17 protein-coding genes are annotated in these 21,516 nt (G+C 65.9%); 12 read left to right on the top strand and 5 right to left on the bottom strand.

Translation table 11 applies throughout. From position 1 onward, the window contains the following. Positions 1–3 precede the first annotated feature (3 nt). From AC3FKH_RS18805 to AC3FKH_RS18755, 11 genes are all read left to right on the top strand, one after another. Positions 4–879, top strand: a complete 876-nt coding sequence (locus AC3FKH_RS18805; protein ID WP_488677344.1) for an SDR family oxidoreductase — start codon at positions 4–6, stop codon at positions 877–879. An 11-nt stretch (positions 880–890) separates the two neighbouring features. Continuing rightward, a complete protein-coding gene (locus AC3FKH_RS18800) occupies positions 891–2,072 on the top strand; it encodes an acyl-CoA dehydrogenase family protein (RefSeq protein ID WP_488677343.1) in 1,182 nt (393 codons plus the stop codon). After that, complete coding sequence (locus AC3FKH_RS18795; protein WP_488677342.1) at positions 2,059–3,261, top strand: acyl-CoA dehydrogenase family protein; 1,203 nt, start codon at positions 2,059–2,061, stop codon at positions 3,259–3,261. Before AC3FKH_RS18800 ends, AC3FKH_RS18795 begins: the two co-directional genes overlap by 14 nt. Beyond that, the gene (locus AC3FKH_RS18790; RefSeq protein ID WP_488677341.1) at positions 3,258–4,061 is read left to right on the top strand and encodes an SDR family oxidoreductase; all 804 of its coding nucleotides are present in this window, start codon (positions 3,258–3,260) and stop codon (positions 4,059–4,061) included. The genes AC3FKH_RS18795 and AC3FKH_RS18790 overlap by 4 nt, the downstream gene beginning before the upstream one ends. A 10-nt stretch (positions 4,062–4,071) precedes the next feature. Next, positions 4,072–4,527: a MaoC family dehydratase gene (locus AC3FKH_RS18785; RefSeq protein ID WP_488677340.1), complete on the top strand. Its 456-nt coding sequence runs from the start codon at positions 4,072–4,074 to the stop codon at positions 4,525–4,527. A 16-nt stretch (positions 4,528–4,543) separates the two neighbouring features. Further along, the gene (locus AC3FKH_RS18780; protein ID WP_488677339.1) at positions 4,544–5,746 is read left to right on the top strand and encodes an acetyl-CoA C-acyltransferase; all 1,203 of its coding nucleotides are present in this window, start codon (positions 4,544–4,546) and stop codon (positions 5,744–5,746) included. Between the two features lie 236 nt (positions 5,747–5,982). Further along, positions 5,983–6,945, top strand: coding sequence for a WD40/YVTN/BNR-like repeat-containing protein (locus AC3FKH_RS18775; RefSeq protein ID WP_488677338.1), 963 nt, complete (start codon positions 5,983–5,985; stop codon positions 6,943–6,945). 38 nt (positions 6,946–6,983) lie between these two features. Further along, positions 6,984–9,437 carry an efflux RND transporter permease subunit gene (locus AC3FKH_RS18770; RefSeq protein WP_488677337.1) on the top strand — a complete coding sequence of 818 codons (2,454 nt, stop codon included), beginning with the start codon at positions 6,984–6,986 and terminating at the stop codon, positions 9,435–9,437. Positions 9,438–9,465: 28 nt separating this feature from the next. Beyond that, positions 9,466–10,707 carry an NADH:flavin oxidoreductase gene (locus tag AC3FKH_RS18765; protein WP_488677512.1) on the top strand — a complete coding sequence of 414 codons (1,242 nt, stop codon included), beginning with the start codon at positions 9,466–9,468 and terminating at the stop codon, positions 10,705–10,707. A gap of 72 nt (positions 10,708–10,779) precedes the next feature. Then, on the top strand, positions 10,780–11,910 hold the full coding sequence (locus tag AC3FKH_RS18760) for a 3-ketosteroid-9-alpha-monooxygenase, oxygenase component (protein ID WP_488677336.1): 1,131 nt from the start codon (positions 10,780–10,782) through the stop codon (positions 11,908–11,910). Positions 11,911–12,047: 137 nt separating this feature from the next. Continuing rightward, positions 12,048–13,457, top strand: a complete 1,410-nt coding sequence (locus AC3FKH_RS18755) for a DUF1254 domain-containing protein (protein WP_488677335.1) — start codon at positions 12,048–12,050, stop codon at positions 13,455–13,457. Positions 13,458–13,567: 110 nt separating this feature from the next. On the opposite strand, the gene AC3FKH_RS18750 is transcribed toward AC3FKH_RS18755, so the two are convergent. From AC3FKH_RS18750 to AC3FKH_RS18735, 4 genes are all read right to left on the bottom strand, one after another. Further along, positions 13,568–14,431 carry an acid phosphatase gene (locus tag AC3FKH_RS18750; RefSeq protein ID WP_488677334.1) on the bottom strand — a complete coding sequence of 288 codons (864 nt, stop codon included), beginning with the start codon at positions 14,429–14,431 and terminating at the stop codon, positions 13,568–13,570. Positions 14,432–14,709: 278 nt separating this feature from the next. Next, the gene (locus AC3FKH_RS18745; RefSeq protein WP_488677333.1) at positions 14,710–16,089 is read right to left on the bottom strand and encodes a DUF1329 domain-containing protein; all 1,380 of its coding nucleotides are present in this window, start codon (positions 16,087–16,089) and stop codon (positions 14,710–14,712) included. A 393-nt stretch (positions 16,090–16,482) separates the two neighbouring features. Then, positions 16,483–17,943 (bottom strand): DUF1254 domain-containing protein, encoded by a 1,461-nt coding sequence (locus tag AC3FKH_RS18740; RefSeq protein ID WP_488677332.1) that lies wholly within the window; start codon positions 17,941–17,943, stop codon positions 16,483–16,485. 220 nt (positions 17,944–18,163) lie between these two features. Continuing rightward, positions 18,164–18,640 carry a 2,4'-dihydroxyacetophenone dioxygenase family protein gene (locus AC3FKH_RS18735; RefSeq protein ID WP_488677331.1) on the bottom strand — a complete coding sequence of 159 codons (477 nt, stop codon included), beginning with the start codon at positions 18,638–18,640 and terminating at the stop codon, positions 18,164–18,166. A gap of 176 nt (positions 18,641–18,816) precedes the next feature. Between AC3FKH_RS18735 and AC3FKH_RS18730 the strand changes: the two genes are divergently transcribed. Continuing rightward, complete coding sequence (locus tag AC3FKH_RS18730; RefSeq protein ID WP_488677330.1) at positions 18,817–19,851, top strand: AraC family transcriptional regulator; 1,035 nt, start codon at positions 18,817–18,819, stop codon at positions 19,849–19,851. A gap of 677 nt (positions 19,852–20,528) precedes the next feature. Here AC3FKH_RS18730 and AC3FKH_RS18725 read toward each other — a convergent pair. Beyond that, complete coding sequence (locus tag AC3FKH_RS18725; RefSeq protein ID WP_488677329.1) at positions 20,529–21,437, bottom strand: alpha/beta fold hydrolase; 909 nt, start codon at positions 21,435–21,437, stop codon at positions 20,529–20,531. Positions 21,438–21,516 lie beyond the last annotated feature (79 nt).

The raw sequence follows: 21,516 nt of genomic DNA, 5'->3' as shown, positions 1-21,516 counted from the left end.
GCCATGGGAATCTGCGACGGACGCACCGTCATCATCACCGGCGCCGGCGGCGGGCTGGGCCGCGCGTATGCGCTGGCGTTCGGCGCCGAGGGCGCCAATGTGGTCGTCAACGACATCCGGCGCGAGGCGGCCGAGGCGGTCTGCGCGGAAGTCAGCGCGGCCGGCGGCACTGCGCTGGCCAGCGATGACGACATCACGCAACTGGCCACGGCGCAGCGCATCGTCGATGCGGCGGTCGAAGCCTTCGGCGAGGTACACGTGCTGGTCAACAACGCAGGCATCTGCCGCGACCGCATGTTCCTCAGCCTGACGGAGGCCGACTGGGACGAGGTGATGCGCGTCCACCTGCGCGGCCACTTCTGCCTGGCCAACCTGCTGGCCAAACGGTGGCGCGACGCGGCCAAGGCCGGGCGCGCCGTCGACGCCCGCATCATCAACACGAGTTCGGGCGCGGGCCTGCAAGGCTCGGTCGGGCAGTCCAACTACGCCACGGCCAAGGCGGGCATTGCCGCGCTGACGCTGGTGCAGGCAGCCGAACTGGGCCGCTACGGCATTACCGCCAACGCGCTGGCGCCGGCCGCGCGCACCGGCATGACCGAGCAGGTCTTCGCCGACATGATGAAGGCGCCGGAGGGCGGCTTTGACTACTACGATCCGGCCAACGTCGCGCCGCTCGTGGTGTGGCTGGGCAGCGCGGATTCGGCGCAGGTCACGGGGCGCATGTTCGAGGCGGCCGGCGGCATGGTGTCGATGGCCGACGGCTGGCGCACCGGGCCGAAGGCCGACAAGGGCGCACGCTGGCAGCCGGCGGAAGTCGGCGCGGCGGTGGCGGGCCTGCTGGCGCAGGCCGAGCCGCCGCAAGCGGTCTACGGCACCTGAGCGCGACGGCCATGGATTCTTCCAACTCCGTAGAACTCCAGATGGTCCGCGACAGCGCGCGCGACTACCTTGCCACGCATAGCGATACGGCGGCCGTGCGGTGCGTGACAGAGGCGGGCGCGGCGCATGATGAGGCGCTGTGGCAGGCAATCGCGGCCGAACTTGGCTGGTGCGGCATCGCGCTGCCGGAAGCCGTCGGCGGGGCCGGCCTCGGCGCGCCCGGTCTGGCGCTGCTGCAGGAGCAGCTCGGACAGCGCCTGGCGTGCGTGCCGTTCTGGTCCACGGCCTGCGTCGCCGCGCCATGGCTGCACGCTGCGCTGGGTGAGCGCGACAGTGCGCAGTGGCTGGAACGGCTGGGCGCGGGCGAATGCCGCGCGGCCGCGGTGCTGCCAGCCGATGGCGGCTGGCGGTACGGCGCTGAAGCGATCGCCGCGCCGGCGCACGCTGATGGCTTTGCGCTGCATGGCAGTGCCGCGCAGGTCCACGACGCCGTCGGCGCCGACTGGCTGCTGGTGCCTGCCATGCTCGATGGTGGCGAGCCCGCGCTGTTCCTGCTGGAGCCCGCTGCGCTGGCCGGCGAGGCGCGATTTTCGATGACCTTGCACGATACGCTCGATCGTACGCGGCCTATGGCATCGCTGCGGCTCGACGGGCTGCCGGTACGCGCAGATGCTTGCCTTGCGCGCGGTGACGCCGCGGCGCGAGGCCTGGCGCAAGCCTGGTGGCACGGCAAGCTGATGCTGGCCGCGGAGCAGCTCGGCGCGGCCCAGCAGTGCCTGGACCTGACCGTTGCCTATGCGTCGGAGCGCGTCCAGTTCGGCCGCGCCATCGCCTCGTTCCAGGCGGTCAAGCACCGCTGCGCGCAGATGATGGTGCTGGTCGAGGCGGCGCGCTCGGCAGTGTATGGCGCGGCGCAGGCATGGGAAGCCGCTGACATGGCGGATGCCCGGATTGAAATCGCCGCCGCCGCCGTCGCGGCCGACGAAGCGCTGCGCTTCGGCGCGCAGGAGGCCATCCAGCTGCATGGCGGCGTCGGCTTCACGTGGGAATACGACCCCCAGCTCTATTTCAAGCGCGCGCAGGCCGCCAGCCACTGGCTGGGCGGCGCCGGTGCCGCGCTCGCATACCTGGCGGATTTCGTCGATACGCCGATAGCGGCTCGCAAGACTGGAGGACAGCATGACCTCGCATGAAGAGTCGGCATTCCGCGCCGAGGTGGCCCAATGGATGGTCACCAGCCTGGCCGGCGAATTCGCCTGCCTGAAACACCGCGGCGGTCCCGGCGATGAAGACGCCTTCCCCGAACTGCGCAAGGCGTGGGAACGGCGCCTGGCCGAAGGCGGCTGGACCGGCCTGGGGTGGCCGCGCGCGCATGGCGGGCGTGACTTGCCGGTGATGCAGCAGGTGATTTTCCATGAGGAATACGCGCGCGCCGGCGGCCCGGGCCGCATGGGCCATATCGGCGAAGGCCTGATCGGCCCGACGCTGATCGCCTTCGGCACCGAGGACCAGAAGGCGCGCCTGCTGCCCGGCATCCGCAACGGCACCACGTTCTGGTGCCAGGGCTATTCGGAACCGGGCGCGGGCTCGGACCTGGCCAATGTGCGCACGCGCGCGGTGCGCGATGCCGCCAGCGGCGACTGGCTGGTCAGCGGCCAGAAGGTGTGGACGTCCCTCGCGCACGATTCGGACTGGATCTTCGTGCTGGCGCGCTGCGAGCCGGGCTCGCGCGGCAGCAAGGGGCTGATCTTCCTGATGCTGCCGCTGGACCAGCCCGGCATCGAGATCCGCCCGATCCGGCAGATGGGCGGTGGCGCCGAGTTCAATGAGGTGTTCTTCGACGGCGCGCGCGCCGCGGCCGCCGACGTACTGGGCGAACCCGGCGACGGCTGGCGCATCGCCATGGCGCTGCTGGGCTTCGAACGCGGCATCTCCACGCTCGGCCAGCAAATGCAGTTCACGCATGAGCTCGAGTGGGTGGCGCAGACCGCGCGCGACAACGGCAGCAGCCGCGACGCGCTGGTGCGCCAGCGCATCGCGCGCGCCTGGGCCGGATTGCGCGTAATGCGCGCCAACGCGCTGCGCATGCTGGCTGGAGCGGCGCAGGCCGGCCAGGACGGCGGCACCGCGTTGCAGCGCGAGGCGCTGATCTACAAGTACTACTGGTCCAACTGGCACCGCGACCTGGGCCAGCTCGCGCTGGACGTGCTGGGCCCGCTGGCCAATGTGCTCGACGCCAGCGATGCGCGACGCACGCGCCTGCAGCAGATGGCGCTGTTCTCGCGCGCCGACACCATCTACGCCGGCACCAACGAAATCCAGCTCAACATCATCGCCGAACGCGGCCTCGGCATGCCGCGCGAAGCCAGGGGGCAGTCATGACACAGAACTACGAAGCACCGGCCGCGCCGGCCTATGTGCCCGGCCACCAGCTGCTCGCCGGCAAGAGCGTTCTCATCACCGCAGCCGCGGGCGTCGGCATCGGCTTTGCCGCCGCGCGCCGCTGCGCGGAAGAGGGCTGCCGCGCGCTGATGATTTCCGACGTCCATCCCAAACGACTGGACGAAGCGGTAGCGCGGCTGCGCGCGGAAACGGGACTGCAGGCGGTCTACGGCCAGCTCTGCGATGTCTCGGACGAAGCGCAGGTGCGCGCACTTGTGGCCGCCGCGGAAGAGGCGCTTGGCGGCACCGACGTGTTGATCAACAACGCCGGGCTGGGCGGCTCGCGGCGCCTAGTTGATATGGACGATGCCGAGTGGTCGCGCGTCATCGATATTTCCCTCACCGGCACCTTCCGCATGACGCGCGCGATGTTGCCGCACATGCAGGCGCGCCGGCGCGGGGCCATCGTCAACAACGCTTCGGTGCTCGGCTGGCGTGCGCAGAAGGAGCAGTCGCACTACGCCGCGGCCAAGGCCGGCGTGATGGCGCTGACGCGCTGCAGCGCGATGGAGGCGGCCGAGTTTGGCGTGCGCATCAATGCGGTGGCGCCCAGCATCGCGCTGCACGACTTCCTGAAGAAGTCGGCGCCGGCGGACCTGCTGCGCCAGCTGAGCGAGCGCGAGGCGTTCGGGCGCGCGGCGGAAGTGTGGGAGGTGGCCAATGTGATGGTGTTTCTGGCTAGTGAGTATGCGTCGTACATGACCGGGGAGGTGTTGCCGGTGAGTAGTCAGAGGGCTTGAGGAAACAGCAATGCCAAGAATCTTTCGCTCCGCCGCAGATATCCACGCCGCTGTCGGCCAGCGCCTCGGCGAGAGCGCCTGGACCCGCATCACCCAGGAACAGGTCGACAAGTTCGCCGATGCCACCGGCGACCACCAGTGGCTCCACGTCGACCCGGAACGCGCCGCGCAAGGCCCCTACGGCGCCTGCATCGCCCACGGCTACCTGACGCTGGCGCTGGTCAACCAGTTCCTGCCGGAACTGGTCACCGTCGAAGGCCTGAAGTGGGGCGTCAACTACGGTTGCGACAAGGTCCGCTTTCCGGCCGCAGTGCGCGTCGGCGCGCGCGTGCGCGGCGTGGGCGAACTGGTGCAGGCCGAGACGCTGGCGGGCGGCGTGCAATCGGTGGTGCGCATGACGGTGGAGATCGAGGGCGAGGCCAAGCCCGCCTGCGTGGCCGAGACGATCAGCCGCTACTACTTCTGAGCAGAGGGAATCGAACATGAATGAAGCAGTCATTGTCGCCGTCGCGCGCACCCCCATCGGCAAGGCCTTCCGCGGTGCGTTCAACGATACCGAAACGCCGGTGCTGGGCGGCCACGTGGTGCGCGCTGTGGTGGAGCGCGCAGGCGTGGACCCGGCCGAGATCGACGACGTGCTGATCGGCGCCGCCGCGCAGCAGGGCACGCAGGGCTACAACCTGGGCCGCCTGTGCGCGGTCGCGGCAGGTCTGCCCGACAGCGTGCCGGGCATGACCATGGACCGCATGTGCGGCTCGGGCCTGATGACGATCGCCGCGGGTGCCCGTGCGATCCAGTGCGGCGAGGCCGACATCATCGTCGCCGGTGGTGCGGAATCGATCTCGCTGACGCAGAACAAGCACAAGAACAGTTTCCGCGCCCAGTCCGAAGCGGTGCTGGCGCGGCAGCCGGCCGCGTATATGGCCATGATCGAGACCGCCGAGGTGGTGGCGCGCCGCTACGGCATCAGCCGTGCCGAGCAGGACGCCTACGCCTGGCGCAGCCAGCAGCGCACCGCCGACGCGCAAAGGCGCGGCGCGTTCGACGACGAGATCGTGCCGCTGGAAACGCGCCGCGCGCTGTTCGACAAGGCTGGCGTAATGACGGGCCACGAGAGCGTGACGCTGGCGCAGGACGAATGCAACCGGCCCGATACCACGGCAGCCAGCCTCGCGGCGCTCAGGCCGGTCTGGAGTGGCGGCAAGGCGGTGGCTGAAGGCGAGCACATCACTGCGGGCAATGCCTCGCAGTTGTCCGACGGCGCCGCCGCCGTGCTGCTGATGAGCGCCGACGAAGCGCGCCGCCGCGGCCTGCGCCCGCTGGGCCGCTATCGCGGCATGGCGGTGGCGGGCTGTGCCCCGGACGAAATGGGCATCGGCCCCGTGTTCGCGGTGCCGAAGCTGCTGGCGCGCTACGGCATGACGGTGGCAGATGTGGGGCTGTGGGAGCTGAATGAAGCCTTCGCCTCGCAGGTGCTGTACTGCCAGCAGAAGCTGGGCATCCCTGATGCGCGGCTGAACGTGAACGGCGGCGCGATTTCGGTCGGCCATCCGTTCGGCATGTCGGGCGCGCGCATGACGGCGCATGCGCTGATCGAAGGCCGGCGCCGCGGCGTGCGGCAGGCGGTGGTGACGATGTGCATTGGTGGCGGCATGGGTGCCGCAGCGCTGTTCGACGTCCTGTAGTCCCAGACAGGGGGCCACTCCCGGTTCAGCGGTTTCGAAGGAGGTGGTCCCCACGTGCTTGGGCTTGTGCCCGCAGGAAAACGCGCTTTTTGGTTACTTTTTGTCGCTCGGACAAAAAGTGACTCGCCGGCTACGCCGGCGAAACGGCGGCGCCTGCCATGCACCCAAGCTCACAACCTCGCAGGAACCGGCACGCCACGAGGCCGCCTGCCACCACTCCACACGGAGGAGACATCATGAAACGACTGATCGGCATCGCCATGTCGGTGGCCGTGCTGGCCACCGCGGTATGGGCCTTCGCGCCGCGTCCGCTGCCGCCGTTCCCCGCCTCCGCGCTGCGCCCCGATGGCTTGCAGATCAACGGCGTCGCCCGTGCCGGCGAACGCCTGGTCGCAGTCGGCGAGCGCGGCAAGATCCTGTTCAGTGATGACCTGGGGCGCAACTGGCGCCAGGCAGCGGTGGACAAGCCGCAAGGCGCCACGCTGACGCAAGTGTCCTTTGCCGACCGCCGCCAGGGTATTGCGGTCGGCCACAGCGGCCTGATCTTGCGCACGGAAGACGGTGGCGCGCACTGGCAGCAGGTTGCCTTCGATCAGCAATCCTCCGACCCGCTGCTTGGCGCACTGGCCCAGGCCAACGGGGCATGGTTCGCCGTTGGCAGCTTTGGCCGCTTCCTGGTCTCGCGCGATCAGGGCAGGCATTGGGAAGCCGCGCCCGACAAGGCCATGCAGGACCGCCACCTCAACGCCATCGCCGCCGACGCGCAGGGGCGCCTGATGCTGGTCGGCGAAGCCGGCCTGGTGCTGCGTTCGACCGATGGTGGCACCCACTGGGAGCCGCTCAAGACCCCGTATGAAGGCTCGCTGTACGGCGTGTTGCCGCTGCGCGACGGCGCCTGGCTGGCCTACGGCATGCGCGGCAACGCACTGCGCAGCGAGGACTTCGGCACGACCTGGCAGGCTGCGGAAACCGGTCTCAGGACTTCATTCTTCGGCGGCGCCGAGCTGCCCGATGGCCGCATCGTGCTGGCCGGGCAGGGCGGCATGCTGGTGATGTCCGCCGACGGCGGCCGCCACTTCGCTGCGCTGCCGGCCGGCAGTCCGCAGTCACTGGCCGCGCTGATCCCCACCGGCAAGGACACGCTGGCGCTCGGTGGCAACGGCGGCCTGGCCGGCACCACGCTCGCCGCCACGCGCTGAATCCCGCAGAACCCGCACGAACGAACGCGAGAACCACCATGACCCGCCCCCACTCCCCCGGCCGCCTGGGCCGCTTCGTCGATGCCTGCGCCAGCGTGCTGATGCGCCGGCGCCGCCTGTTGCTGTTGATATGCCTGGCCGTGACCATGGCGCTGGGCTTCTCCGCCACGCGCCTGCGGCTCGATCCCGGCTTCAACAAGATGATCCCGCTGCAGCACCCGTACATGCAGGTGTTCACCAAGTACGCGAGCACCTTCTCCGGTGCCAATACCGTGCTGGTGAGCCTGCGCTGGAAGGGCGACGGCGATATCTACAACGCCGCCTTCATGGACAAGCTGCGCCACGCCACTGATGAAGTGTTCTTCATCCCCGGCGTGGATCGTTCGCGCGTGTTCTCGCTGTTCACGCCCAACGTGCGCTACACCGAGGTGACCGAGGCCGGTTTCCGTGGCGACGTGGTGGTGCCCGGCCGCTTTTCCGGCGCGCCGGAGGAACTCGACAAGGTGCGGCGCAACGTGGCGCGTTCAGGCCAGATCGGCCGGCTGGTCAGCAATGACCTGAAGTCCGCGCTGATCCGCGCGGAGCTGCGCGAGACCGACCCCGCCACCGGCAAGACCATCGACTACAGCTCGGTGGCGCACCAGTTGGAGAAGATCCGCGCGCAGTTCAGCGGCACCGATGTCGAAGTGAATGTGGTGGGCTTCGCCAAACTGGTAGGCGATGTCGAAGACGGTATCGCGGGCGTGATGGGCTTCTTCGCGCTGGCCTTCGCCGTCACGGCGCTGCTGCTGTGGCTGTACACGCGCTCGCTGCGCATCACCGTGCTGTCGCTGGTGGTGGCGCTGCTGCCCGTATGCTGGCTGCTGGGCCTGCTGCCGCTGCTGGGCTATGGCATCGATCCGATGTCGATCCTGGTGCCGTTCCTGATCTTTTCGATCGGGGTCTCGCACGCGGTGCAGATGACCAATGCGTGGAAGCAGGAGGTGGTGCAGGGGCTCGATGCACTGGACAGTGCCGGCGCAGCCTTTCGCAATCTGTTCATTCCCGGCACGGTGGCGTTGCTGACCAATGCGCTGGGCTTCATGGTCATCATGCGCATCGAGATCGATATCGTGCGCGAGCTGGGCATTACCGCATGCCTGGGCGTGCTGCTGATGATCGTGACCAACAAGGTGTTCCTGCCGATCCTGCTGTCGTACACGACGCTGGAGCCGTCGGCGCTGGCCCGCGCACAGGCGCGGCGTGCGCGGGAGACGGGGCAGGGGAGTGGCGGAGTGTGGCAGAAGTTCGGCGCGCTGGCCCGCCCGGCGCCCGCGCTGTGCGTGTTCCTGGCCGCGCTGGCGCTGCTGGCGGGCGGTGCCATTGCATCGCGCGGCCTCAAGATCGGCGATGTGGGAACCGGTGCGCCGGAGCTGCGCGCCGATTCGCGCTATAACCGCGACAGCGCCAGCATCGTGAGCCAGTACAACATCGGCTCGGATGCGCTCACCGTGGTGGTGGAACCAACCGGCTTCGACGATGGCTGCCTGCACTACCCGGTGATGAGCGCGGTGGAGCGCTTCGAGATGCATATGCGCGGCGTCTCCGGCGTGCAGTCGGTGGTGAGCGTGTCGTCGCTGGCCAAGGTGGTCATCGGCGCCTACAACGAAGGCAACCCGCGCTGGGAAGCCCTGCCGCGCAGCAGCGAGGGCCTGGGCCAGGGCGCCAAGGCCTATGACCCGGACAATGGCATGAACACGTCCAACTGCCAGGCCATCCAGGTGCTGATCTACACCGCGAACCATGAGGGCGCGACCATTGCCCACATCATCCGCGAGATCCGCCGCTTCAATGCCACCGACAAGACGCCCAACGTGGCGTTCCGCCTGGCGGGCGGCAATATCGGCGTGATGGCGGCCACCAATGAAGCCGTGGAAGAGGCCGAGGTGGCGATGCTGCTGGCGATCTTCGGCGCGATCACCCTGCTGTGCCTGCTGACGTTCCGCTCGTGGCGCGCGGTGCTGTGCATCATCGTGCCGCTGACGCTGGTGTCGGTGCTGTGCAATGCGCTGATGGCGCGGCTCGGCATTGGCCTGAAGGTGTCGACGCTGCCGGTCATCACGCTGGGCGTGGGCGTGGGCGTCGACTACGGCATCTACCTGTACGAGCGCATCCAGCACCAGATCCGCGAGGAGGGGCAGGCGCTGCCGCAGGCGTTTGCCGAAGCCATGCGCCAGCGCGGTTCCGCGGCGCTGTTCACCGCGCTGACGATGTGCATCGGCGTGGGAACCTGGGCCTTTGCCGCGCTCAAGTTCCAGGCCGACATGGGCATCCTGCTGGCCTTCATGTTCCTGGTGAACCTGTTCGGCGCGGTATCGCTGCTGCCGGCACTGGCCGCGTGGCTGGGTGTGGAGGGCGAGGAGCGCGCACGCGCGGCGGCGCGCACCGCTGCTGCGGCGGCCAGCGGCCAGACCGTACCGCCGGCCCACGCGCTGAAGTCGGACGCGACCTGATCCTCGCAGGGAACACCGGAGAGACATGATGCGCGATACCCCGGCATCCGCGGCGGCGGCGTTCACGCCGCTGCGCATCGGCCCGCTCACGCTGCGCAACCGCTTCATCAAGGCGGGCGCGAACGAGGGCATGACCCCACATGGCTTGCCGACGCAGGCGCTTGTCAGGCATCACCGGGATCTTTCCGCGGGTGGCGTGGGCATGACCACGGTGGCCTACGCGGCCGTGGCCTACGACGGCCTGACCTTTGCGCACCAGCTCAGCCTGCGCGCGGAACAGGTGCCGCACCTGCGCGTGCTGACCGACGCGGTGCATCGCGAAGGCGCGGCGGCCTGCCTGCAGATCACCCACGCGGGCTCGTTCACCACCATGCGCCACGGCGGCAGCCGCGCGCCGGGCAGTGCATCGTCCGGGCTCAATGCCTTCGGCATGATGCATGGCGTGTATTTCCAGCGCGCCATGCGCGAGTCCGATATGGCGCGCGTTGCCTGCCAGTTCGCCGCGGCGGCGCGGCTCGCGCGCGAGTCCGGCTTCGATGCGGTCGAAATCCACATGGGGCACGGCTACCTGCTCAACCAGTTCCTGTCGCCGCTGAGCAACCGGCGGCGCGATCGCTTTGGCGGCAGCGTGGAGAACCGCACGCGCTTCCCGGCGGCGGTGCTGCGGCAGGTAAAGGATGCTGTCGGTGCCAACATGGCGGTGTGCTGCAAGCTCAGCGTCAGCGACGGCGTGCCGGGCGGCAACCAGCCAGCCGACTCCGCCGAGACCGCGCGCATCCTTGAAGCGGAAGGGGCAGACCTGTTGACGCTCAGTGGTGGCCGCAACGTGGAAAGCCCGTGGGCGTTGTTCGGCAGCCCGATGCCGACCGCACAGATGAAAGCCGCCGCGCCGACCGCCCTGGCGCGCTTTGGCATCACTATGCTGGAGCAGCGCACGCCCCGCGACCTGGCCTTCCGCGAGCTGTACTTCCTGGAAGCGTCGCGCGTGGTGCGGCAAGCGGTGCGCATGCCGCTGGCTTACGTCGGCGGCGTGAAGTCGATCGGCAACGTGGCGCAACTGATGGAAGAGGGCTTCGACGGCATCGCGCTCGCCCGAGCGCTGATCCATGATCCCGCGCTGGTCGCCCACTGGCACAGCGGCGCGGTGCAGCGCTCGGCCTGCGACAGCTGCAATGGCTGCGTGGCGCGCATCTACGATCCTGCCGGCGTGAGCTGTGTGCATGGTCCCGGCAACGATCCGGCGCTGACGCGTGTTGTCGCACTGCAGTAGTCCGATGGGACGATGAGCCGCCGGCCGGACGCTCTTATCTTGAAGTTCCCCACGGGATATCAAGGAGACACCATGAGCACGAACGGCACTAGCGGCACTAGCGGCACTAGCGGCACTAGCGGCACCAGCGGCATCAGCGGCTACAAGATCGAATCACGACCGCCGGAGAATCGCTTCGCACGCGGCTGGCACTGCCTGGGCCTGGCCGATGCCTACCGCGATGGCAAGCCGCATACACTGGACATCTTCGGCCGCCGCCTGGCCGCGTTTGCCGACTCGACCGGCGCTATCCGCGTGATCGACGGCCACTGCCCGCATATGGGCGCGGACCTCAGCACCGGCACCGTGGAGGGCGACAACCTGGTGTGCCCGTTCCACGGCTGGCAGTGGGGCGGTGATGGCGGCTGCAAATCCATCCCCTACTGCAAGCGCGTGCCGCCCAAGGCGCGTGTCGGCGCCTGGGAGACTTGCGAGCAGAACAAGTTGCTGTTCATCTGGAACGATCCCGAGGGCCGCCCGGCGCCGCCGGAAGTGGCCATCCCGCGCATCGACGCCTGCTATTCGCCGGAGTGGTCGGACTGGGCCATCGACGAGATGGTGATCCGCACCAACTGCCGCGAGCTGGTCGACAACATCTCCGACATGGCGCATTTTGGCGTGGTGCATGGCTCGCCGGTCGACTACTTCGCCAACCTGTTCGAAGACCACAAGGCCACGCAACTGATGATCGGGCGCAGCGCGCGCCTGTCCGGCGATGCGCGGCTGACGGCGCTGTCCACCTACTTCGGACCGGCGTACCACATTACCGAGATGACCGGCCAGATGGGCGACCAGCAGATTCATTCGATCCTGCTCAACTGCCACGTGCCGATCGACCAGAACAGCTTCGTGCTGCGCTATGGCGTGCTGGTGAAGAAGATTGCGGGGCTGTCGGAAGAGCAGAACCGCGCCATGGCGCAAGCCTATGTGGAGCAGGCGCGCGGTGCGTTCTATGAGGACGTGGCGATCTGGGACAGCAAGGTCCGCATCGACAACCCGCTGCTGTGCGAAGGCGACGGGCCGATCTACCAGATGCGCGACTGGTACCAGCAGTTCTACACCGACGTGGAGCAGGTGCGGCCGTCCAGCGTGGCGCGGCGCGTAGTCGAGATGAACCTGGCCAACATCGAGCCGCCGGTGCTGCGGCACGTGTTCGAGGACTGACCATGAGGACCGTTGTGGTGAGCGGCGTCGGCCGGAAGAGGTGGCTGCGCCGATTGCCGTCCTGTGCGGGCTGGATGCCGCTTTCCTGCCCGGCAACGTGTTGTTCATGAATGGTGGGGTTTCTCGGAGCACATCTGATGACTAAACAGCAGCATACGGCGCGCGTCGGGCGAACCTCGCCGGCACGCGCGGCGCTTGGCTTTGCGCTTGCCACGGTTTCCGGTGTGGCCGTCCCGGCGACGGCGCAGACCGCGGCGCCGTCCTGGCAGCAGTTGATGCAGGAGGCTTACGACTTCGCCTACCCGCTCTACAAGCTGTCCGAATATCGCTGGATCGCGCTCAACACGCGCGACGCCAGGACGAGCACGACGCTGAACCATTTCGCCCATTCGCGGGCAAGCGCGACGCCCGACGACAAGTGGGCGGATGCACCCATCGTCGACGCGTTGTACTCGACCGCCTGGCTCGACCTGTCGCGGGGCCCCGTCTGGCTCGACACGCCCGAGACGCACAGCCGGTACTACGTGCTGACGTTGATCGACTTCTACTCGAACACGTTTTTCTACGCCGGCCACCGGACCACCGGTACGCACGCCCAGCGCTACTTCGTCGCGGGTCCGGACTGGCACGGCGCCGTTCCGGCCGGGACGCAGCTCCTGCGGGCCCCCACCAACGATGTCTATGTCAACCTGCGCGTGCTGATCGACGGACCGGAGGACCAGGCCGCCGCCAACGCCGTGCAGGACGGCTTCCGCTTTACCCCGGTGCGACGCACGCCTGCCGAAGCCGCGACGGCACGCGTGCAGCCCGTGCCGCGGGACGGCAGCAGTTTCGTCGACGTCGTCAACCAGATGATCGCGATGAATCCGCCACCCGAGCGCGACGCGCCTGTCCTGGCGAAATACCGGGCCATCGGCATCTGCGGTGCGGCGTGCAGCTGGGAGGCGTTGCCCGACAGTGTCAAGGCGCAGTGGACGGCGACGTATCCGTCGCTCGAAGGCAAGTTCCTCGCCGCGTACCGCTCGGCCGGCCGCGCGAACGGCTGGATCGAGTACAACCCGCCGGGCTCGAAGCTCGGTTCCACGCAGATGCTCGACTACGCGCTGCGCGCCATGGCCTTGTCCGTGGGCAAGGGCATGCTTGGCGTGGCGCCTGCCGAAGCCGATTACTGGATGACCTTCAACGACGCGAAAGGCCAGCCGCTGAAGGGCACAGGCAGCTACCGCCTGCATTTCGCGACGGGTGGACTGCCCGCCGACGCGTTCTGGTCCGTGGCGCTGTATGCATTCGAAAAGGACGGCCAGTTCCTCGCGGCAAATCCGATCAACCGCTACCACGTGGGTAGCCGCACCGGTCTGAAGACGAATCCCGACGGCAGCCTCGACATCTGGATCCAGTCCACGCCACCGTCCGAGGACAAGCGCTCGAACTGGCTCCCCGCCCCGGCCGACGGCTCAAGGTTCCAGCTCTTTGCGCGGGCGTATGAGCCAAAGGCGGAAATTCTCGAGGGACGCTTCAGGATGCCGGAGGTCGAAGCGCTGCCGTGATCGCCTGCGGCATTGCAATCATGGCTCCGCTTCCCGCTCGGGCGCGCTCTGCAATCAGGCAGATGGCTGAACGCGGCCCGCGTCAACCGACGCGGGCGCTTGGTATTGCTTCACGAGTTTGTCGCCAGTGCGGCAGCCTCTGCGGCGCAGTCCCGGTTCGGCAGCAGCCCCTGGGCGCTCACTTTGGCCAGCTCGTCGCGCGCAGCCGCCAGATCGGCCTCGAATACCGGATCGGCATGCAGGCGAGCCACAGTGGCCGCCGCGACCATGCGGCCTTCGTTGACGTCGCTCTGCCAGTGCACGTTGCAGGCGACGCGGCTTTGCCCGAAGGCACGACCGCGCGCCAGAATGGCGTCGGTGCGATCGGGAGCGATCTCGGTCAATACCAGGGCCCATGCCCAGCCGGCGGCGCTATGGCCGGACGGGTAGGAACCGTCCCTGGACAGCTTGGCTTCGTCGGCGGACGTGCATGACGACGTGTGCGTAGCCACGAATGGGCGCGTGCGGTTGTAGCGGTCCTTCGCGCGGTAGGTCGCCAGGCCCGCATCGACCAACGTCCGCCGCAGCAGCATATACAGGCGCGGCGTCTGCGCCTCGCTGACAGGGGCGTTCAGTGCGCAGGAAAAGGTTCCTGCCGCGGCCGGGAAGCTGAGGTCCGCGTCGAGTTGCGCCTGCTTCCAGCGCGCCGAGCCGGACTTCGCCCACTGGGTCTGGGCCAGCCTTGCCGTGTCCTGGTCCAGCGCGAAGGCCGCCGACTCGATCGCCGGTGGCTGCGGCAATAGCGCCAGGCTGTCGGGTCGGGCTTCCGGCACCAGGTAGCCCGCGGGAACGCCGGGGCGCAGTTCGGGCACCTTCGCCGCCTGGCCGGGCAGGCTGCCCGCGCAAGCGGCGAGCAACCCGGCTGTGGCGGAGATCGTCAGAGCAAGCACGGCAGGGCGTGACGGGCGCGGTGATTTCAGGAGACGGTCAGACATTGGGCCTCATTTCTTGTGGTGTACCGGAAGGCTACTGCCGGCGCGTACATTCGGGAATCGGGCACACCCCTGATTCACACCCGTCCTTCTCTGCCAAACTTTCCCATGCCGGACCTCAGCCCCTCAAGGAGGCGCATGGCCGCTGACGATCGCTACCGGCGCTGCGCCGGCGCACTTGTCGAACCGGCGACAAAGCGAAAACGCCCTTGCCGTGCGGCAAGGGCGTAGTGGGTGGATCCGCCAGGCGAAGGGCTCGCCCGTCAGGAAATGCGCCGCGATCAGGTGCCCGATCCGCGCGCCGCGTCCGGCGAGAACAGCGCCTCGCTGAATTCCGGATTGCTGTTGAGTTTCGCCATCGGCCCCTCGTTGGTCAGGCGGTCAGCCAGGTACGCCCCGGAGATAAGGTCGTGATAAAACACCGTCGCTGCAGAGAAGCGGCGCGCATCATACGCATAGACCAGCGCCTGGAGGTTGGTACGCCACAGCTGCCCGCGCCCATCGTAGTTATCGGCGGCCACCGACTGCCAGGTATCCTCGTCGAGATACAGCACCCGTTTCGCGTACTGATGTCGGAACCCCGGCTTCAGCGTAGCCTCCAGTATCCACACCCGATGCAGCTCGTAGCGCATGACGTCCGGGTTGGCGTGTCCATTCGTCAGCAGGTCCTTGTACTTCACCGAAGCGCTCATCAGCTTGTAGGTGTGGTACGGGACATAGATCTCCTTCTTGCCGACGATCTTCCAGTTGTACCGCTCGCCCGAGCCGTTGAACAGCCGGTCATCATCCACCGTACGGAAGCCGCCGGGCCCCTGGGGCTGATCAAAGCCGAACTCCGGCGCCTGGCGTACGCGGCGCGTGCCAGGGTTGTAGATCCACGTCCGGTTGGTGTCCGAGCCTTCCTGGTCCCAGACGGCATACCCGACGATCACCTGGCCGCGGTCACGCAAGGGCAGGTCGGTTGCCGTGCGGAAGAAGGTGCGTTCGTTGAGGGGGTTCTTCGGGTCAAATTTGCCGTTGTTGCGCGGTGAAAAAATGCTGTATGAGACCCGGCCCCAAGCGATCGATCCGTTCGGATAGACCACGGCTTGGTCGTACTGCGCCTTCTCGGTGCCGATGGCCGCGGAGAAGCGCTGGTTCCACAGCAGTTCCATGGCCGTCTTCGGAATCGGGTACGGCACCTGCGGTCCTGCATCCTTCAGGCCATTCGCATCGGGCGTCATGCTGACGGTAGTAGCGTAGGTGCGGATGTCCTTGTACGCGGCGTCCTCATAGCGAAAGTCGCGATGGCTCGGGTACACCGGCATCTTGAAGGTGTCGGGGTACTTCTTGAACAGCGCCTTCTCGCCTTCGCTCAGGCGCTCGGCATACTGCGCCATGTTTTGCGCGGTGATGACGAACAGCGGCTTCTCGTCGGCATACGGGTCGGGATAGCGGTCGCCACGCTGGTACTTGACGTGAGGCGGAGTGCCCTGCCACTTGCCCGACCAGGCGGGGATGTCGCCGTCCTTGCTGCCGGCACGCTCCGCGCCCATGGGAGTAAGGGTGCTGTCAAGCTGCTTGAGTTCTTCCGGGGTGGCCGCTGCCCACGATGCCGCGGCCAGTGCCATGCTGGTGACCAGCACGCTGCCGCGCAACAGGCGTTTTGTTGGGGATGTCATTGAAGTCTCGCTCCTTGTAAGGAATTGCCCGGCGGCGCCCGCGCCGGTAGGAAGCCGTCGGCTTTTTCCCGATGGCGGCAGTAGGACCGTTTTGATGGGCTCTACGGCGCACTGTCGGGGACCAGGCACGCGGGGCGTGTGTCGGTGAGGACAGGGTAGAGAGCGGGGGCTGATGGTGAATCGTTGGAATGGACTAGAGGGTTTCCCTAGCCGAAGGTGGGGCGTTCTTGGCACGCGCCGCGGTCTCGCCGGCGTAGCCGTCGATGAAGGTCAGTCTTGGCCGAGTTCGAAACGGCCCTTGCCATCGACCGCTTGAATCCACAACCGCACTCGGGCTGTTCAATGGCAAGAGCGCACGCGCTACCGGAAGACCCGGCATGCGGGCATCCGTTATCAGCCTGCTATGCGTCGGACCGTCGGCGGCTTCCAGGTACCGTCCAGCGCCTCAGGCATGGGCAGGTACAGGCGGAGATTCATCGAGAAGTTGCCTGCCGCGGGCGCCGGCAACCAGTTGGACTCGGCGTCCTTGGGCGGGTCGCGCTGGATCACCAAATCCAGCGAGCCATCCGCGTTGTACCTGACCGGATCTCGATCCCCGATGGCGAAGCGGTGGATCGGATTGGCAGCAAAGAACTGGCGGTCGTTGTACATCGTCAGGGACCAGAAGGCACGGGCCGGAGGCAGCCGCTCCTTATCGAAATGGATCACGTACTTCGCCGCACTGTCGAAAGGCTTGCCGTCGACATCCGTCAGCGCAATGGGATAGATTGCATCCTCGATCGTGTTTGCCCCTAGCCCGGCAAAAGCGACCATCGCTCTGCGCAGGTAGTCGGTGCCGTACGTGCCGATTGGATTCCCGATCGTTCTCCAGCCGTTGCTCACGGAGCCGGCACGGGGCAGCGCCTCGGCGATTTGCTTGCGCGCGGCCGCCGGAGCGTCCCGGAGCGCAGTCTGAACGTCCGGTGCCAGACGGTTCAGCTCGAAGGCTTGCCCAGGCACCAGCCCTATGTGCGCGATGCGGTCAAGAACCGGATAGTCGTTCGCATGCGGCGGGTTGTTCTTCATCAGTTCGGCGAACATCGTGAAGTAGCTCGCGGCGTCCATCCTTGCCACCTGTTCCATCGGCGCGCTCATGTCCTGCTGCGGATCCTTCCTGCTTTTGGCTGGCACGTATCGCGGGTTTCCCCAGGCGCTGAGCGGCGTGGCCTTCAGGCCAGCCTGGAATTTGTGCACGGATGCATAGTCCGAAACGCCATTGGTCTGCGTCCGCCCGATCATCCAGCCCACGGCTGTCGGCGAGACATAGGCGGCCATGCCGGCCGGCAGCTTGCCATGCCAGCGCGGTCCGACAATGGCGAACTGCCGCGGACCATTCCCGGTGGTGCGCGTACCGGGAGAAGTAAAGACGTCCGTCCACATGTCGAGCGCCGGAAGCAGATAGTAGCGGTCGCCCGAATCCGGCACGGTGATGATCAGTGGCTCGCGCGTGACGTCGAACCAGAGCGACGAGTACAGTGTGTCCGCATTCGGGCGAACCACCGTGTCGAACTTGTCGTCCGGAAAGTTCGCCACGTGCGCGAACTGGTTCATTGGCGCCCGGATTCCGCCTTTGGGATCCGCGGCGTCGACGTTGGTTGAAACGCGGCGTGTCACCTCCATCAGCACCATCGGGTAGGCGTAGATATAGGCCTCCGTCGCGATCTTCTGTACGTCGGCAGCGCTTGGCGGCGCCGCGGCTGCGCTTGCCTGAATGGCGGCTGTGCCAATCAGCGCAGCCAGAAAGCGCCGAAGCCCCTTCGTGCGAGCCCATGCAGTCATGTTTCCTCCTGTCTCTTTTGTGGCGTTACGATTCATTTTGCGGCTTCGAGAAAGCCGTTCTTCTCGTGTCATTGATCGTCATTGACCTGACCAGCTTGCGTGGCGCTTAAGGTGGTACGTCGGTTTCGCGTACCGGCCAACCAGTACACCAGTTCACGGATAGCCTCCTGCATGTCGCCGCGCATGTCAGCACGGCGCCGACGACGGGCAATGCTCGATGAAACTGCGCGAACCGCAAAGCGCGCAGATGAAAAGATCAGCCCTCGAAGGTAGACAAGTCCTTGGGCTTGATGTCGTTGGCCCTGCAGTAGTTGAGGTAGCGATCCATCGAGGTCTTCCAGTTCTCGACCGCGATGATGTTGTCCTTGTCGTCGAGGTACAGCAGTTCACCCGCCACAATGTTGAACGTAATGATGTCAGGACCTTCTGCATACGCAGACTGAGGCGTATGCCGGGTGGATGCCGTCTCGTAGACGACGCTGCCAGCATGGGCGACCCAATCGTGCTCCTTGTAGCGCCAACTCCCCTGAACGGTGTAGACGATCACCGTACCGGTGTGATGGTGCCGCGGCATTTCCATGCCGGCGGGCGCCTTCAGCAGCGTAATGGTCTCCCCGCGGACCGGATCGATCTTGAAGTACTTGATCATCACGTCGTGGCTGTACGGAGCAAAGGGCATCCACGGGGTGTCGTTGCCATCCAGGCAACCGGTATTGATGGATTCGAACAACATAGACTCTCTCTCCTGATATGTCGCCTTGTTCCGGGAGCGGATTCGGCTTTGGCATTCCCATTCTGGCGAGTGAGCCCACCTCCGTACTTGTCATTTTCAGACAGCCAGCTATCATTTTCAGACAGTAACTGATGTCACGCTTGGGCAACTTTGTTGCTGTCATGCGTTCGCAAAACATGAAAGCAACCATCCGTACCCTGGTACCGGCCCGCTATTTCTTGCTGATCGACGATTACCTCAAGTCCGCAGGCACTTCGCTGCGCGAGCTGGCATGCGCGGCCGACATTGATCCTGACCGGTTCAGGGAAACGGATTTCGGTCTCACCACGCAGCAGATCGATGACTTACTGGCAGAAGCGCTGCGCGTGACCGGACGTAGCGACATCGGCTTCGAGTGGGGGCGCCGCCTCAAGCTGAATTCGCACGATATCCTGGGGTATGCACTGCTTTCCTGCCCCAACCTGGACCAACTGCTGCGCCTGTGTTCCCGCTATTACAGGCTGCTGACGCCTATGTTCAGGATGAGTTATCAGCGCACCGGTCATCATGCGGAAATCATTTACCGGCCGGCGCTGCCAATGGCCAGGGAAACGCTAAATTTGCTTCAAGAGGCGATTGCCGTTTCGACGCACCTGCAATGCAGGTCCCTGTTGCAGAACCCTTCATCGGTCTACGATATCTATCTCTCGATGGAGGCACCGCCGCATGTGGCACGCTATCGCGAACTGGCGCCCGCGCGCGTGCATTTCGCCGCGTCGTCGCTACCGGAGATCCGCTTGGCGGCCGACACCTGGAGCCTGGACGCAGCGCTTCCGATGGCCGACGTGCATGCGGTTCGCATGGCGGAGGAGCGATGCCGCGCACTGCTGCAGAGGTACAGCGAACAGGGGAACTGGGCCGAATGGGTTGTCATGATGTTGAACGAAGCGGAGGAAAGCCAGCCTACGCTGGACGAACTTGCCGGCCTGCTCGGCATTTCGGCGCGCACCCTTGACCGTTACCTGAAGAAAGAACAAAGCAGCTTCCGCGATCTCGCAATCGAGGTGCGTAATCGGCGCGCGCGAAACCTTCTGCTTGAGGGAAAGCTCCCGATTTCTCAGATCGCTTACCGTCTCGGATTCACCGATGTAGCCAATTTCAGCAGGGCCTTTCGTCGGGACAATGGCGTCAGTCCGTCTGATTTTCGTGGTGCCAGCGGGGAAGGTCTGTAAAGATCTCGACCAATCGGTTTCTGAATTGCTTACGCGTTCGCGCAGTAACATGTGCAGGGGGTGTTCGATGGCGCGACGCTGTCTCTCGGAGATCAAACGACCGCTTACTGAGGGCTGCCATGCGAACGTCTCGATGACGCATCGGACGAGGGTCTCTTCATGGCCGAGGCCGTGTGGAAACGCTCAGTTGACTGCCATGGTCGCGTCCATATATGTAGGTCGCACCTGGCGCTCCCTTTTCGCTGTCGATTCAGTGCCGATTCGACACCGAAGGCGGTAATGCCTTCTTAATTGGCTTTGAAGCGCCCCACGAGCCTTAAAAGATCGCTAAGAAGGGCTTATGCTCCCGCCAGCTTTACCGCTTTCATCATTTTGGCGATCCCTAGCACCCCGATTACGCGTTTGAGATTGTATGCGAGCACGTGCAGGCTCATCTCAGTACTCACATGCTCTAGTGTTTTCACACAACCTCGGCCGGTAAGAGTCGACCGCCTATCGGGCCGTCTGATGCCACCGACTCGTAAACGGGAACGCGAGTGCACTTCTATGCAGCCTCTCGGCGCCTTCGACAACGGGAAGCGAGCTTTTGCGGAACTCTGGTCCGTCGGCGGGAGTTTTGCATTCTGACCAAAATTCGTGCATCACGAACAGGGTCCTCAGTGTGGTCAGACCTGACGCTATTGCGCGAGGAAATCTACGATGGCGTTCACGGTGGCTTGTGGCTGCTCTTCCATCAGCCAATGTCCGGCATTGGGAATGACCAGTTCCTTTACGTTGCTGGCAGCGTTTCGCATGACTATTGCCTCGTTATGTCCAAAGGATTTCTCGCCGCCAATCGCCAGCACGGGCATGGTCAACTTGGTCGCCAGCGATTTCTGATTGTCCTCGGCGTCCTGCGGAATCGACAGGAATTGCGCAAACGCAGAATGCATGGCACCCGGCCTCGCATATATCCGGGCGTAGTGAACCCGTGTCGCCTCGTCGAGTTTCGAGGCATCCCCTGCGAATTCATTCCAGAACCTGTCCAGGTAGATTCGCTCCCTGCCTTTTACCAGCCGCTCCGCATCGGGGCCCCCGAAAGAGAAATGCCAAAGAGCCGGCATACGGACGATCTGCTCCCACGGCGGCACCCCCGGCACCGGAGCATCCATCACGACCAGCCGCTTTGCCTTGTCCGGATAGCGCGCCGCATAGGCGAATGCGACCATCGTGCCAATGTCATGGCCGACCACGTCGGCCTGATCGATATTCAGTTGAGCCAGTAGCGACCGGATGTCGCCAGCCTGCGTGCGCTTGTCATAGCCGCCGTCGGGGTGTGACGATAGCCCCATTCCCCGCAGGTCAGGAACCACCACGGTATGTGTGCGCGCCAGCTCGGCGGCCAATGGTGCCCACATGTCGCCCGTGTCGCCGAATCCATGCAGCAATACCACCGCCGGCCCGTTGCCACCTACACGTACAAACAAGGTAGCCCCGTCAGTCTTGATATTCTGATTGCGAAAGCCCGGCGGATATGGCTTCACCTGTGCGTGCAAAGGGTGGGCCATGGCAAGCATCAGGGCGACTACGGCAAGGAGTTTTCGCATGGTTTCCTTCTCTGAGGGTGGCCGGGCATACCAGGAAGCGGCTTCTTAAGCGCCGGAATGGCCGTGCGCTATAAGGTGC

It is taken from the genome of Cupriavidus sp. 21MJTG02-4 (assembly GCF_057798975.1).
The sequence above is the reverse complement of the archived record's forward strand: the minus strand, read 5'-3'. Positions and strand labels throughout refer to the sequence as shown.

What these genes read in the sequence shown, in the direction of transcription:
- AC3FKH_RS18800 (WP_488677343.1), top strand. Translation starts at nt 891, where the DNA reads ATGGATTCTTCCAACTCCGTAGAACTCCAGATGGTCCGCGACAGCGCG.
- AC3FKH_RS18725 (WP_488677329.1), bottom strand. Translation starts at nt 21,437, where the DNA reads ATGCGAAAACTCCTTGCCGTAGTCGCCCTGATGCTTGCCATGGCCCAC.
- AC3FKH_RS18735 (WP_488677331.1), bottom strand. Translation starts at nt 18,640, where the DNA reads ATGTTGTTCGAATCCATCAATACCGGTTGCCTGGATGGCAACGACACC.
- AC3FKH_RS18790 (WP_488677341.1), top strand. Translation starts at nt 3,258, where the DNA reads ATGACACAGAACTACGAAGCACCGGCCGCGCCGGCCTATGTGCCCGGC.
- AC3FKH_RS18780 (WP_488677339.1), top strand. Translation starts at nt 4,544, where the DNA reads ATGAATGAAGCAGTCATTGTCGCCGTCGCGCGCACCCCCATCGGCAAG.
- AC3FKH_RS18745 (WP_488677333.1), bottom strand. Translation starts at nt 16,089, where the DNA reads ATGACATCCCCAACAAAACGCCTGTTGCGCGGCAGCGTGCTGGTCACC.
- AC3FKH_RS18760 (WP_488677336.1), top strand. Translation starts at nt 10,780, where the DNA reads ATGAGCACGAACGGCACTAGCGGCACTAGCGGCACTAGCGGCACTAGC.
- AC3FKH_RS18775 (WP_488677338.1), top strand. Translation starts at nt 5,983, where the DNA reads ATGAAACGACTGATCGGCATCGCCATGTCGGTGGCCGTGCTGGCCACC.
- AC3FKH_RS18765 (WP_488677512.1), top strand. Translation starts at nt 9,466, where the DNA reads ATGCGCGATACCCCGGCATCCGCGGCGGCGGCGTTCACGCCGCTGCGC.
- AC3FKH_RS18730 (WP_488677330.1), top strand. Translation starts at nt 18,817, where the DNA reads ATGAAAGCAACCATCCGTACCCTGGTACCGGCCCGCTATTTCTTGCTG.
- AC3FKH_RS18750 (WP_488677334.1), bottom strand. Translation starts at nt 14,431, where the DNA reads ATGTCTGACCGTCTCCTGAAATCACCGCGCCCGTCACGCCCTGCCGTG.
- AC3FKH_RS18740 (WP_488677332.1), bottom strand. Translation starts at nt 17,943, where the DNA reads ATGAATCGTAACGCCACAAAAGAGACAGGAGGAAACATGACTGCATGG.
- AC3FKH_RS18785 (WP_488677340.1), top strand. Translation starts at nt 4,072, where the DNA reads ATGCCAAGAATCTTTCGCTCCGCCGCAGATATCCACGCCGCTGTCGGC.
- AC3FKH_RS18770 (WP_488677337.1), top strand. Translation starts at nt 6,984, where the DNA reads ATGACCCGCCCCCACTCCCCCGGCCGCCTGGGCCGCTTCGTCGATGCC.
- AC3FKH_RS18805 (WP_488677344.1), top strand. Translation starts at nt 4, where the DNA reads ATGGGAATCTGCGACGGACGCACCGTCATCATCACCGGCGCCGGCGGC.
- AC3FKH_RS18795 (WP_488677342.1), top strand. Translation starts at nt 2,059, where the DNA reads ATGACCTCGCATGAAGAGTCGGCATTCCGCGCCGAGGTGGCCCAATGG.
- AC3FKH_RS18755 (WP_488677335.1), top strand. Translation starts at nt 12,048, where the DNA reads ATGACTAAACAGCAGCATACGGCGCGCGTCGGGCGAACCTCGCCGGCA.